This is a genomic window from Chelativorans alearensis (assembly GCF_010993735.1).
Taxonomy (GTDB): Bacteria; Pseudomonadota; Alphaproteobacteria; order Rhizobiales; family Rhizobiaceae; genus Chelativorans; species Chelativorans alearense.
Genome location: NZ_WQNI01000003.1, coordinates 133,941 through 146,794 on the forward strand (window position 1 = coordinate 133,941; position 12,854 = coordinate 146,794).

Sequence of the window (12,854 nt, forward strand, 5' to 3'; positions counted from 1 at the left end):
TCCCTTCGGCCCGCCAAGGAGGACCGATCATGACGGCAGAAAGCCCCGCTTTCGCGCTCAACCACATGTGCGCACCTGGCCTTTCCATTTCCGACTTCTTCGATCTGGCGAGGGCAATCGGTGCGGTGGGCGTCGAAATCCGCAACGATATCGACGGCAATGCCATTGCCGACGGCACGGAGCCGGCGGCGATTGCCGAGGCCGCCGCCGCCCGTGGCCTGCGCGTCATCTCCATCAATGCGCTGCAGCGCTTCAACGCCTGGGATGATGCGCGCGAGGAAGAGGCCCGCGCGCTCGTCGCTTATGCGAAGGCATGCGGGGCCGAGGCCCTGGTGCTGGTGCCCGCCAATGACGGCACGGGCCGGGCAAACGGCGAGCGTCAGGCAAACCTGCGCATCGCGTTGAAGGCGCTGCGGCCGATCCTCGCCGAAGCCGGGATCGTCGGCCTGGTGGAGCCGCTCGGCTTCGAAACCTCCTCCTTGCGCTACAAGTCCGAGGCGGTGCAGGCGATCGAGGCGCTTGGCGCCAGCGGCACCTTCCGTATTGTCCATGATACGTTCCATCACCATTTGGCGGGCGAGACGGCGCTTTTTGCGGCCCATACCGGCCTCGTGCACATCTCCGGTGTCACCGACGGCGCCATCGCCACGGCGCAGATGCGCGATGGTCACCGCGTCCTCGTCGACGAGCATGACCGGCTCGACAATACCGGCCAGATCGCGAGGCTTCTCTCAGCCGGGTATGATGGGCCGCTGTCCTTCGAGCCCTTTTCGGAGGCTGTGCACGGGCTGCCCGACCTTGGCGCCGCGCTTGCCCGCAGCATGGCCCATGTCTCGGCGCATTCGCGCCGCCAGGCGGCATGAAACGAACGAGGAGACCGAATACGCCTTGACGTGGCGGCAGAAAATGGAATAAATATTTTATATCGAGAAAAGAACGGTGGCGATGTTCCATTTTTTCCGGGAGGGAGGAGGCGCGGAATGCCCCGCGTTCCCGGTTGAAGCCACCGGAAATGATCGCAAGGATTCCCGCTAAGGGGATTTCCGGCCAAAAAGGGGTGCTACCGGACACCCATCGTGTGGAGGAGCAATCTGATGAAAAAGCTTTTGCTGGGCGTTGCCGTTTCAGCGCTGATGACGACGTCGGCCTTTGCCGAAACGATCGGTGTCACCATGGCGCTGTTCGACGACAACTTCCTCACCGTGCTGCGCAACGGCATGCAGGACTACGCCGACGAGCTCGGTGATGTGGAATTGCAGGTCGAGGACGCGCAGAACGACGTGGGCAAGCAGCTCAACCAGATCCAGAACTTCATCGCCTCCGGCGTCGACGCGGTGATCGTCAACCCGGTCGACACCGACGCCACGGTCGCCATGACCAAGGCGGCGGCCGATGCCGGCGTGGTGCTGGTCTACGTCAACCGCGAGCCGGTGAATGTCGACGATCTGCCAGAGAACCAGGCCTTCGTGGCCTCCGACGAGCGCGAGTCCGGCACCCTGGAGACGCAGGAGATCTGCCGCCTCCTTAAGGAGCAGGGCAAGGGCGACGGCGCCAAGATCGTCGTCATGATGGGCGAATTGTCCAATCAGGCCGCCCGCCAGCGCACCCAGGACGTCCACGATGTCATCGCCACGGAGGAGTGTTCCTTCATGGAGATCGTCGAGGAGCAGACGGCCAATTGGCAGCGCACGGAAGCTGCCGACCTTATGACCAACTGGCTGTCGGCCGGGCTCGAGTTCGACGCCCTCGTCTCCAACAATGACGAGATGGCCATCGGCGCCATCCAGGCCATGAAGACGGCCGGCATTTCCATGGACGAGATGCTGGTCGGCGGCGTCGATGCCACCCAGGACGCGCTGGCCGCCATGGCCGCCGGCGATCTCGATGTGACCGTGTTCCAGGACGCGGCGGGCCAGGGCAAGGGCGCGGTCGACACGGCGCTGAAGCTTGTGCGCGGTGAAGAGGTCGACCAGAAGGTGTATATTCCCTTCCAGCTCGTCACGCCCGAGAACATGGAAAAGTTCACGAGCATGAACTGACACACATGGGCTTGAGCCGTCGGGCGGGCCTGACCCCGCCCGACGACCAGACGGCGGCCGGCATAAGGCCGGTACGCCCGCCAAGGGAGGTATGGCCGTCATGGCGGAAAGAACGGTGACAAATCAGGCGGAACCGGTTGCCGCGGTGGCGACCGTCGAAGGCGGAAAGCGGCAGCGCTCTCATGAGCTGAATGCGCTCATCGGGCTTGTCGGCATCGCGCTCATCTTCGAGATTCTCGGCTGGATCTTCCAGGGGCAGAGCTTCCTGTTCAACACCCAGCGTCTCAGCATCATCATTCTCCAGGTCGCGGTGGTGGGCATTATCGCCATCGGGGTGACGCAGGTGATCATAACCGGCGGCATCGACCTTTCATCGGGCTCCATCGTCGGCCTGACGGCCATGGTCGCCATGAGTTTTGCCCAGGTCGGCACCTATCCGCGCGCCGTCTATCCCAACCTGACGGACCTGCCGGTCGTCATTCCCGTGCTTATCGGCTTAAGTGTCGGGCTAGCGGCGGGGTTCATCAACGGCGCGTTGATCGCCTATACGCGGATCCCGCCCTTCATCGCCACACTCGGCATGATGGTCACCGCGCGCGGCGCCGCCAAGTGGTACACGCGGGGCCAGCCGGTCTCCTTCCCCACCGACAGCTTCGCCGCCATCGGCCAGGGTATGACGCCGGTCATCATTTTCCTGGCGATTGCCGCGCTCTTCCACGTGGCGCTGAAATACACCGTCTACGGCAAGCATACCTATGCCATCGGCTCCAACGAGAGCGCGGCAAGGGTTTCCGGCATCAGCGTGGAGCGGCACCTGATCCTGGTCTATTCCATCGCGGGCGTTCTGGCCGCGCTCGCCGGCATCGTGATCGCTTCCCGCGGCCTCACGGCACAGGCCGGCATGGGCGTCATGTACGAATTGCAGGCGATTGCCATGGCCGTCATCGGTGGCGTCTCGCTCTCGGGCGGCCGCGGTTCGATCGTCGGCACGGTCATCGGCGCGGCAATCTTCGGCGTCATCATCTCCGGCTTCACCTTCCTGAGGCTGAGCGCCTACTACCAGGAGATGATCATGGGCGCGATCATCGTCGCCGCCGTGGTGGCCGACGTGTACCGCCAGAGATACCGCACCAGTGCGCGCTAGGGCATGATCCCGAAAAGTGGATGCCGGTTTTCGGAAAAGATCATGCTCAAACAAAGAGATAGATCATGATGCCGATTCAACGAAAGGCACCGGATCTAGGCAGGAGGATAAAATGGCGAGTGACGGCATTGTCCTGAAGACCGAAGGTCTGACCAAATATTACGGCGGCGTGCACGCGCTCGAGGATGCCGACTTCACCCTCCAGGAGGGCGAGCACGTGGCCATCGTCGGCGACAATGGCGCCGGCAAGTCCACCTTCGTGCGCCAGATCACCGGCGTCGAGCAGCCGACGGCGGGCAAGATCTTCTTCGACGGCAAGGAGGTGACCTTCGGCAGCCCCATCGACGCCCGCGACGTCGGCATCGAGGCGGTGTTCCAGAACCTGGCGCTCGCAGATGATCTCGACGTGCCGTCCAACATCTTCCTTGGCCGCGAGGAGACCTATTTCAACCTCGGGCCCTTCAGCTTCCTGAACGAAAAGAAGATGTACAAAAGATCGATGGAGGCGCTGGAGCGGACGGGCGTGAAGATCCCCAACCTGCGCAACAACATCGCCAACATGTCGGGTGGCCAGCGCCAGTGCGTTGCCATCTCGCGCGCCGCCAGCTTCGCCTCCAAGCTCATCATCATGGACGAGCCGACGGCCGCACTCGGCGTGCAGGAGACGACACAGGTAGAGAACATCATCCGCGGCCTGAAGAAACAGGGCATCCCGTTGATCCTCGTCAGCCACAATCTGCGTCAGGTCTTCAACCTGGTCGACAAGATCTGGGTCTTCCGCCGCGGCAAGATCGCCGGCATGCTGGAGGCCGACAAGACCGACGGCAACGAGGTCGTCTCGCTGATCACCGGCGTGAAGACCGGCGTGCACGAGAACGCCAGCTATATCTGACTTTCGCTCCCCCCGTCGGCGCAGGCCGGCGGGCAGGGGCAAGCGCAATCGTTCCGGACCGGCCATGCAGAACAAAGATACACGCGCCGTCATCGTCGGTGGCACACAAGGGCTCGGCTTCGCCATTGCCCGGCAACTTCTGGAAGAGGGATGCCAGCGGCTCGTTCTGTCCGGGCGCGATCGCGAAAAGGGCCGGGCCGCGGCGGCGGAGCTTGCAGCCCTTGGCTGTGAGGCGCATTTCGTGGCCGCCGACCTTGGCAATATCGAGGATTGCCACGCGGTAATCGCCGAGGCAGGCCGGCTGATCGGGCCGCCTAATGCCCTTGTGAACGCCGCCGCCAGTTGCGACCGGGGCTCGCTGCTCGACACCACGCCCGAGGTCTGGACAAAACTCATGGACGTCAACGCGCGGGGTCCCTTCTTCACCATGCAGGCTTTCGTCAGGCAGGCGTTAGAGCATCGTCTGCCGGCCTCCATCGTCAATATTGTGTCTATGGTCATCCATTGTGGGCAGTCCTATCTGGCGCCCTATTCCGCCTCCAAGGCGGCGCTCGCCAACATCACCAGGAACACCGCCCAGGCACACCGCCGCGACCGCATCCGCTGCAACGCGATCGCCTGCGGCTGGATGGACACGCCCGGCGAGGACGCCACCCAGAAACGGTTTCACGGAGCCTCGGACGACTGGCTGACCGAGGCCGAGGCCAAACAGCCCTTCGGCCAGCTCGTCAAGCCGGCCGAGGTCGCGCCGCTTGCGAGCTATCTTCTGTCGCCGCGGTCGGGTGTCATGACGGGGGCCATCATCGACTGCGACCAGAACGTGGCCGGGGCCTATCCCGAGTAGCCCGTTGCGGAACCGAAAACAGCAACCTTCCAAACAGCGAAAGACAACGGAAATGACAGTGAAATTCGGTCTTCTCGGCGCCGGGCGCATCGGCAAGGTCCACGCCCGCGCCATCTCCGGCAATGCGGATGCACAACTTGTGGCGGTGGCCGACGCCTTTGCCGAGGCGGCCAACGCCGTAGCCGGCGCCTATGGCTGCGCGGTGCGCACGGTGGAGGAGGTCGAGGCGGCTTCCGATGTCGACGCGGTGGTGATCTGCACGCCCACCGACACCCACGCCGACCTGATCGAGCGCTTCGCGCGCGCCGGCAAGGCGGTCTTTTGCGAAAAGCCCATCGACCTCGATCTTGGCCGCGTGAAGGCCTGCCTGAAAGTGGTGGAGGAGACCGGCACCACCCTCATGGTCGGCTTTAACCGCCGCTTCGACCCGCATTTTTCAGCCGTGCGCGCGGCGATCGACGAGGGCAGGATCGGCAAGGTCGAGATGGTGCAGATCACATCGCGCGACCCCGGCCCGCCGCCGGCCACATATATCCGTTCCTCGGGCGGCATCCTGCGCGACATGACGATCCACGATTTCGACATGGCGCGGTTCCTCCTGGGCGAGGAGCCGGAGACGGTCTTCGCCGTCGGCTCCGTTCTGGTCGACCCGGAGATCGGTGAACTGGGCGACCATGACAGCGTGTCGGTGGTGCTCACCACGGCGTCGGGCCGGCAATGCTCCATCTCCAACTCGCGCCGTGCAACCTACGGCTACGACCAGCGCATCGAGGTGCTGGGTGAAAAAGGCGCGGTCTCGGCGGAGAACCAACGACCGGTGTCGATAGAGATCGCCACGGGCGAAGGCTTCACGAGGCCGCCGCTGCACGACTTCTTCATGACCCGCTATACCGAGGCCTATGCGGCCGAGATGGCGGCGTTCATCGATGCGATAGGGGGCGGTCGGGCGGCATCTCCCTCGGGCGAAGACGGGTTGAAGGCGCTGGCGCTGGCCGACGCGGCCTACCGCTCGCTGAAGGAGGGACGGAGCGTGAAGGTTTCGGAGGTTCTGGGGTAGCGTTGCCAAGAGTGGAATTTTTATTCCAAGCGCGATAGCGTTGGGAGAATAGTCTCTAGGGCGGAAAGACATGGATGCACGTTCGGCACCGGCAAGTATAGAGGAGTTGCTCGACCGCATCCTCGAGGTCTCTGACGGCTTGCCGAAGCGGCTCAAACAGTGCGCCGACTACGTGGCGGCCAATCCCGACCGCGTCGCCGTCTCGACCGTGGCCGAGATGTCCGAGGCGGCCGGCGTGCAGCCATCCGCCTTCATGCGTTTCTGCCAGGTTTTGGGCTTCTCCGGCTTCTCGCAGATGCAGCGCCTGTTCCGCGACTCCTATGCGCAGAACTGGCCGGACTATGCGACCCGCCTGGAGAAGCTGCGCGAGAGCGGGGCCGGCAGTCCCTCTGCGCTTCTCGCCGAGTTCGTCGAGGCGGGGCGGTTGTCGCTCGAAAATCTCGCCAAGACGCTCGACCCGCGCACGCTCGACGCGGCCATCAAGGCACTGTCGGAAGCGAACATGGTGCACATTGTCGGCATGCGCCGCGCATTCTCCGTCGCCTCCTACCTCGCCTACGCCTTCGAGAAGATGAACGTGCCGACCATGCTGCATGACAGCGTCGGCAAGCTCGACAGCCGCCATGCCATCCGCGCCGGCGATGCCGTGATCGCCATCACTTTCGCCCCCTATTCGCCCGAGACGGTGGCGCTGGCGGAGGCCGGCGCGCGCGCCGGCGCCAGGGTGGTGGCCATCACCGACGCGCTGGCAAGCCCCTTGCGGCCGGTCACGCCGCTCCTGCTTACCGTCTCTGAAGCCGATTTCGGCGATTTCCGCTCGCTTTCGGCAACACTTTCGCTCGCCGTGGCGCTGGTCGTCGCCGTGGGCACGGCCAATCGTGCCCGGAAAAATGGAATTTCATGATTGATCTTGCGTGCAAAATGGAACATATCTTCTATATTCGGATAGGGCGTCATCCCGAAAGCCGAAGGCTGTCCGGGACCCGTTCCGGAGCGTGAACGACACGGAATAGATCCCGGACAAGCCTTCGCTTCGCTCAAGCTTTCCGGGATGACAGCGGGTATGTTGCGGCGCCCGGAAATCCGCTGGAACGCGCATCGATCAGGGAGGAGTGATTTGATGAAGCCCCTCGACGTCATCACCATTGGCCGTTCGTCGGTCGATCTCTACGGCGCGCAGGTCGGCGGGCGGCTGGAGGACATGGCCTCCTTCAACAAATATATCGGCGGCTCGCCCACCAACATCGCCGCGGGCGCGGCGCGCCTGGGGCTGAAGTCGGCGCTGATCACGCGCGTCGGCGACGAGCACATGGGCCGCTTTATCCGCGAGGAGCTGGAGCGCGAGGGCGTCGACGTGCGCGGCGTGAAGACCGATCCCGAGCGGCTGACCGCGCTGGTGCTCTTGGGAATCCGTGACCAGGAGCAGTTCCCGCTCATCTTCTACCGCGAGAACTGCGCCGACATGGCGCTCGACGAGGACGACATCGACGCCGCCTTCATCGCCGAGGCGGGCTGCGTGTGCGCTACCGGCACACACCTGTCGCACCCGCGCACGGAGGCCGCGGTCCTGAAGGCATTGAAGCTGGCGCGGGAGAGTGGCGCCAGAACGGCGCTCGACATCGATTACCGCCCCAATCTCTGGGGCCTCGCCGGCCATGGCGCGGGCGAAAGCCGCTTCATCGAATCCGAGCGGGTGACCGCCAAGCTCCAGAAGACGCTCCCGCTCTTCGACCTGATCGTCGGCACGGAGGAAGAGTTCCACATCGCCGGCGGCTCCACCGGCACCATCGAAGCCCTGCGCGCCGTGCGCCGCCTCACCGATGCCGTGCTGGTGTGCAAGCGCGGGCCGATGGGCGCTTCCGCCTTCGCTGGCGACATTCCCGACATGCTCGACGAGGGCGAGGCGGGCGAGGGCTTCCCCATCGAGGTCTTCAACGTTCTGGGCGCCGGCGACGGCTTCATGGCCGGGCTCTTGAAGGGCTGGCTCACCGGCGAGGATTGGCCGACGACGCTGAAGATAGCCAACGCCTGCGGCGCCTTCGCCGTTTCGCGCCACGGCTGCACGCCGGCCTACCCCTCCTGGGAGGAGCTGCAATATTTCTTCCGCACCGGCATAAAGGACCGCGCCCTGCGCAAGGATGCGGCCTTGGAGCAGGTCCACTGGTCGACCAACCGCAAGGGCAACTGGCAGGACATGCGCGTCTTCGCCTTCGACCACCGCATGCAGCTCGAGGAAATGGCCGACAGCGCCGGCGCACCACATGAGCGTATCGGAGCGTTCAAGGTGCTATGCCTGGAGGCCGCGCGACAGGTATCCGGCGGCAAGCACGGCTACGGCATCCTCTGCGATGGCCGGCACGGCCGAGAGGCGCTCTACCGGGCGGCCGGCAGCGGCCTGTGGATCGGCCGGCCAGTCGAATGGCCGGGCTCCCGGCCGCTCAGGCTGGAGCCGGAGATCGGGCCGGATTTCGGCGGCGTCGTTGAATGGCCGCTGGAGCACGTGGTCAAGGTCCTGTGTTTCTACCATCCCGACGACGACGCCGAGATGAAGGCGCGCCAGGAGGACGTGGTCAAGAGGCTCTTTGCCGCCAGCCGCCGCAGCAGGTTGGAGATGCTTCTGGAGGTCATCCCCTCCAAGGTACGCCCCGTCGACGATAAGACCGCCGCCGCCGTCATCGATCGCTTCTACGAGATCGGCGTTTATCCCGACTGGTGGAAGCTGGAGCCGATGATTTCCGGGAAGGCGTGGGAAAACGCCTGCGGCGCCATCAACCGCAACGACCCCTATACGCGCGGCATCGTCGTCCTGGGGCTCGACGCGCCGGCCGCCGAGCTTGAGGAGAGTTTTGCGGTTGCGGCCGGCTTCGATCTTGTGAAAGGCTTCGCCGTCGGCCGCACCATCTTCGCCGACGCCGCGCGCCAGTGGCTCGCCGGCGAGATCAGCGACCGGGAGGCCGTCGCCACGATGACAGAGAAATATCGGGCCCTATGCGAGGTCTGGGACCGCGCACGGGCCAGACAAGGGAGGGCCGCATGAAGACGGTTAGACTGACCGCCGCCCAGGCCGCGACACGCTATCTGGCGGCACAGATGAACGAGGACGGCGAACCCTTCATCGCCGGCGTGTGGGCGATCTTCGGCCACGGCAATGTCGCAGCCCTCGGCGAGGCGCTTTATGCCGTGCGCGAGACGTTGCCCACCTATCGCGGCCACAACGAGCAGTCGATGGCGCACGCGGCCATCGCCTATGCCAAGCAGCTTCGCCGCCGGCGCGCCATGGCCGTCACCTCCTCCATCGGCCCCGGCGCCACCAACATGGTGACGGCCGCCGCCCTTGCCCACGTCAACCGCCTGCCGGTGCTCTTCATGCCCGGCGATGTCTTCGCAAACCGCGGTCCGGACCCGGTCTTGCAGCAGGTGGAGGACTTTTCCGACGGCACCGTCAGCGTCAACGACTGTTTCCGCCCCGTCTCGCGCTATTTCGACCGCATTACGCGGCCGGAGCAGCTTCTGACGGCCCTGCCGCGGGCCTTCCGCACCATGACGGACCCGGCCGACTGCGGCCCCGTCACGCTCGCCTTCTGCCAAGATGTGCAGGCCGAGGCCTACGACTGGCCGGAGAATTTCTTCGCGCGACAAGTCTGGCGGCAGCGCCGCATCCAGCCCGACCCGGTCGAGGTCGAGGAAGCGGCAAAGCTCATTGCCGCCGCCAAGGCGCCCGTCATCGTCGCCGGCGGCGGCGTCCATTATTCCCACGCCCACGATGCGTTCAAATTCTTCGTCGAGGCCCATCGGATCCCGGTGGTGGAGACCCAGGCCGGCAAATCGGTGCTGCCCTGGGACCACCCGTATAACCTTGGCCCGGTCGGCGTGACCGGCTCGTCCAGCGCCAATCAGCGCTGCGCCGAGGCCGACGTGGTCATCGGCGTCGGCACCCGGTTCCAGGATTTCACCACCGGTTCGTGGTCGCTCTTCTCAAGGCCTGGGCGCAAGCTCATCAGCCTGAACGTCAACGCCTATGACGCGGTCAAGCATGGCGCCACGCCCCTTTGTGCGGATGCCCGCGTGGGGCTCGAAGCCCTTTCGCGTGCCCTGGGCGACATGCGGTTCGATCCGCCGGACCCGAAGCTGAAGGCGGACTGGTTCGCCGCCGCCGACGCCGTGACCGCGGCGCCCGAGGACACCAACGCGCTGCCCACCGACATGCAGGTGATCGGCGCCGTGCAGCGCGCGGCGACCGAGAACACGGTGGTCATGTGCGCCGCCGGCACCATGCCGGGCGAGCTTCACAAGCTGTGGAAGGCAGGCCGCCCCGGCTCCTACCACATGGAATACGGCTATTCCTGCATGGGCTATGAGATCGCCGGCGGTATGGGCATCAAGATGGCCGAACCCGACCTCGACGTGGTCGTCATGGTGGGTGACGGCTCTTATATGATGATGAACTCGGAGCTGGCGACGGCGGCGATGATGGGCGTCAAGATCACCGTCGTCATCACCGACAACCGCGGCTACGGCTGCATCAACCGGCTGCAGATGGCGACCGGCGGCGCCGAGTTCAACAACCTCTTGGACCACGCGCAGCACGTGAACCCTTCTGAGATCGACTTCGTCGCCCACGCCGCCTCCATGGGCGCCCATGCGGAGAAGGCAGGCTCGATTGCGGAGCTGGAGGACGCGCTGGCGCGCGCGCGGGCGGCCGATGGTCCCTTCGTCGTCGTCATCGACACCGACCCCTATCCCTCCACCGAGGCCGGCGGCCACTGGTGGGATGTGGCCGTGCCCGAGGTATCGGAACGCGACGAGGTGAAAAAAGCCCGCGCCGGCTACGAAGCCGCGCTCAAGGAGAGGCTCTGAATGATCCGCTACGGCACCAATCCCATCGCCTGGTCCAACGACGACGACCAGCAAATAGGCGCCCACATCCCGCTGGAGCAGTGCCTTCGCGAGGCCGCCGCGATCGGCTTTTCCGGCATCGAGAAAGGCCACAAGATGCCCTCCGACGGCGAGGCGCTGAGACAAGTGCTGGCCGCCCACGGCCTCGTCTTCATCTCCGGCTGGCACTCGCTGAACCTGCTTGTCAACGACGTGGAGACGGAAAAGCGCGCGATCCAGCCGCATCTCGACATGCTGAAGGCGAACGCTTGCCAAGTCTGCATCGTCTGCGAGACCTCCAACGCCATCCATGGCAATGATACGGTCGCTCTCAAGGACAAGCCGGTGCTGGCCGAGGAGGATTGGCCGGAATTCTGCGCCGGTGTCGAGGCCGTCGCCGAATATTGCCTGAGCCAGGGGATCGACCTCGTCTACCATCATCACATAGGGACGATCGTTGAGACCCGCCAGGAGATCGGCCGCCTGATGGCCGGTACGGGGCCGGCAACGAAGCTCCTCCTAGACGTCGGCCACGCCTGGTTCGGCGGCTCGGACCCCGTCGAGCTCGCTCGCGCCTATATGGACCGGGTACGTCACTTCCACGCCAAGAACGTCCGCCCCGCGATCAAGAAGCAGGTGGAGGAGGAGGGGCTTTCCTTCCTCGAAGGCGTACGCCGCGGCGTCTTCACCGTGCCCGGCGACCCGGAAGGCGCGCTCGACTTCGAACCGGTACTGAAGGTCGCCGCCGAGCACGGCTATGACGGCTGGCTCGTCATCGAGGCCGAGCAGGATCCACTGAAGGCCGACCCGGTCAAGTACCAGTCGATGGGGCTGAAGGCGCTCAAGGAGGCGGCCAGGGCCGCCGGGTTGGACCGAACCTGAGGACGACGTGGATCGATCCCCTCATTCATCTTGCCCCATAGACCATCTATAGTCCCCCGATGCACAAGCTCCTCGACCTTCATCATCCATTCTTCGCCCCGCTCTGGCGGCGGGTGGCTATCATCGTGGTCTGCCTCGGCTGGGGCATCTTCGAGTTCATCATGGGCGCGCCCTTCTGGGGCATGCTCTTCGTGGGTCTCGGCATCTATTGCGCCTGGGTGTTCCTATATGACTACGAGCCCCGCACCGAGACCGACAACAAGACGGAATAGGGAGAGATAGATGTCGAAACTCCTGGTCAGGCCCAGTGGCACCGCCGGCAAGGTGCATGACATCACGCCGCGCTCGGCCGGCTGGAGCTATGTCGGTTTCGGCCTCTATCGCCTGAAGGCGGGCGAGACCGCCCAGGAGGAGACCGGAGACACCGAGGTCATCCTTGTGCTGGTCGAGGGCAAAGCCGAGATTTCGGCCGCCGGAAAGGATTTCGGCGAACTGGGCGAGCGCATGGACGTCTTCGAGCGCCTGCCGCCCCATGCCGCCTATGTGCCCAATGCTTCGCACTGGATGGCGAAAGCCACGACCGATTGCACGCTCGCCGTCTGCACGGCGCCAGGCAAGGGTGGCCACGAGGCCCAGGTGATCGGCCCGGCCGGAATCTCCCTCGCCGAGCGCGGCAAGGGTGCCAACACCCGCTACATCCACGCCATCGCCATGGAAGAGCGCGACGTCGCCGACAGCCTGCTGGTGACAGAGGTCTACACACCCCAGGGCAACTGGTCGTCGTACCCGCCACACCGGCACGACGAGGACAACTGGCCCGAGATGACCTATCTGGAGGAGACCTACTACCACCGCCTGAACCCCGCTAAAGGATTCGGCTTTCAGCGCGTCTTCACCGAGAACGGCGAACTCGACGAGGCGATCGCCGTCGAAAATCACGACGTCGTCCTCGTCCCGCGTGGCCACCACCCCTGCGGCGCGCCTTATGGCTACGAGATGTACTATCTTAACGTCATGGCCGGCCCCCGCCGCGCCTGGCGCTTCAAGAACCACCCCGACCACGACTGGATCTTCCAGCGGGACAGCGCAAGCGGCTAAAGCAACTCCAGGAAAACCGGGAC

Annotated in this window: 12 protein-coding genes; all 12 read left to right on the forward strand. The window is 64.9% G+C overall.

Going from position 1 to position 12,854, the window contains the following annotated elements:
* Nucleotides 1-29: 29 nt before the first annotated feature.
* The 12 genes from GPJ75_RS05975 (at nucleotide 30) to iolB (ending at nucleotide 12,831) form a co-directional block, all read left to right on the forward strand.
* Entirely contained in the window at nucleotides 30-863 is an 834-nt protein-coding gene (locus tag GPJ75_RS05975; protein WP_163266125.1) for a TIM barrel protein, read from the forward strand.
* 231 nt (nucleotides 864-1,094) lie between these two features.
* Entirely contained in the window at nucleotides 1,095-2,039 is a 945-nt protein-coding gene (locus GPJ75_RS05980; protein ID WP_159588062.1) for a sugar ABC transporter substrate-binding protein, read from the forward strand.
* A gap of 100 nt (nucleotides 2,040-2,139) precedes the next feature.
* On the forward strand, nucleotides 2,140-3,183 hold the full coding sequence (locus tag GPJ75_RS05985; RefSeq protein ID WP_163266127.1) for an ABC transporter permease: 1,044 nt from the start codon (nucleotides 2,140-2,142) through the stop codon (nucleotides 3,181-3,183).
* 112 nt (nucleotides 3,184-3,295) lie between these two features.
* Nucleotides 3,296-4,075, forward strand: coding sequence for an ATP-binding cassette domain-containing protein (locus GPJ75_RS05990; protein WP_163266129.1), 780 nt, complete (start codon nucleotides 3,296-3,298; stop codon nucleotides 4,073-4,075).
* 64 nt (nucleotides 4,076-4,139) lie between these two features.
* Complete coding sequence (locus GPJ75_RS05995) at nucleotides 4,140-4,919, forward strand: SDR family oxidoreductase (protein WP_163266131.1); 780 nt, start codon at nucleotides 4,140-4,142, stop codon at nucleotides 4,917-4,919.
* A 52-nt stretch (nucleotides 4,920-4,971) separates the two neighbouring features.
* Nucleotides 4,972-5,976, forward strand: coding sequence for an inositol 2-dehydrogenase (gene iolG, locus GPJ75_RS06000; RefSeq protein ID WP_163266133.1), 1,005 nt, complete (start codon nucleotides 4,972-4,974; stop codon nucleotides 5,974-5,976).
* A gap of 70 nt (nucleotides 5,977-6,046) precedes the next feature.
* Nucleotides 6,047-6,880: a MurR/RpiR family transcriptional regulator gene (locus GPJ75_RS06005; RefSeq protein WP_163266135.1), complete on the forward strand. Its 834-nt coding sequence runs from the start codon at nucleotides 6,047-6,049 to the stop codon at nucleotides 6,878-6,880.
* 216 nt (nucleotides 6,881-7,096) lie between these two features.
* Nucleotides 7,097-9,013, forward strand: coding sequence for a bifunctional 5-dehydro-2-deoxygluconokinase/5-dehydro-2-deoxyphosphogluconate aldolase (locus GPJ75_RS06010; protein ID WP_163266137.1), 1,917 nt, complete (start codon nucleotides 7,097-7,099; stop codon nucleotides 9,011-9,013).
* Nucleotides 9,010-10,833, forward strand: coding sequence for a 3D-(3,5/4)-trihydroxycyclohexane-1,2-dione acylhydrolase (decyclizing) (iolD, locus tag GPJ75_RS06015; RefSeq protein WP_163266139.1), 1,824 nt, complete (start codon nucleotides 9,010-9,012; stop codon nucleotides 10,831-10,833). Before GPJ75_RS06010 ends, iolD begins: the two co-directional genes overlap by 4 nt.
* Complete coding sequence (gene iolE / locus GPJ75_RS06020; protein WP_163266141.1) at nucleotides 10,834-11,733, forward strand: myo-inosose-2 dehydratase; 900 nt, start codon at nucleotides 10,834-10,836, stop codon at nucleotides 11,731-11,733.
* A 59-nt stretch (nucleotides 11,734-11,792) separates the two neighbouring features.
* Nucleotides 11,793-12,005, forward strand: coding sequence for a DUF3329 domain-containing protein (locus GPJ75_RS06025; RefSeq protein WP_163266143.1), 213 nt, complete (start codon nucleotides 11,793-11,795; stop codon nucleotides 12,003-12,005).
* 10 nt (nucleotides 12,006-12,015) lie between these two features.
* Nucleotides 12,016-12,831, forward strand: a complete 816-nt coding sequence (gene iolB / locus GPJ75_RS06030; RefSeq protein ID WP_163266145.1) for a 5-deoxy-glucuronate isomerase — start codon at nucleotides 12,016-12,018, stop codon at nucleotides 12,829-12,831.
* Nucleotides 12,832-12,854: the final 23 nt, after the last annotated feature.

Coding starts and splice junctions, on each gene's coding strand:
- GPJ75_RS05975 (WP_163266125.1), top strand. CDS start 30: ATGACGGCAGAAAGCCCCGCTTTCGCGCTCAACCACATGTGCGCACCT.
- GPJ75_RS05980 (WP_159588062.1), top strand. CDS start 1,095: ATGAAAAAGCTTTTGCTGGGCGTTGCCGTTTCAGCGCTGATGACGACG.
- GPJ75_RS05985 (WP_163266127.1), top strand. CDS start 2,140: ATGGCGGAAAGAACGGTGACAAATCAGGCGGAACCGGTTGCCGCGGTG.
- GPJ75_RS05990 (WP_163266129.1), top strand. CDS start 3,296: ATGGCGAGTGACGGCATTGTCCTGAAGACCGAAGGTCTGACCAAATAT.
- GPJ75_RS05995 (WP_163266131.1), top strand. CDS start 4,140: ATGCAGAACAAAGATACACGCGCCGTCATCGTCGGTGGCACACAAGGG.
- iolG (WP_163266133.1), top strand. CDS start 4,972: ATGACAGTGAAATTCGGTCTTCTCGGCGCCGGGCGCATCGGCAAGGTC.
- GPJ75_RS06005 (WP_163266135.1), top strand. CDS start 6,047: ATGGATGCACGTTCGGCACCGGCAAGTATAGAGGAGTTGCTCGACCGC.
- GPJ75_RS06010 (WP_163266137.1), top strand. CDS start 7,097: ATGAAGCCCCTCGACGTCATCACCATTGGCCGTTCGTCGGTCGATCTC.
- iolD (WP_163266139.1), top strand. CDS start 9,010: ATGAAGACGGTTAGACTGACCGCCGCCCAGGCCGCGACACGCTATCTG.
- iolE (WP_163266141.1), top strand. CDS start 10,834: ATGATCCGCTACGGCACCAATCCCATCGCCTGGTCCAACGACGACGAC.
- GPJ75_RS06025 (WP_163266143.1), top strand. CDS start 11,793: ATGCACAAGCTCCTCGACCTTCATCATCCATTCTTCGCCCCGCTCTGG.
- iolB (WP_163266145.1), top strand. CDS start 12,016: ATGTCGAAACTCCTGGTCAGGCCCAGTGGCACCGCCGGCAAGGTGCAT.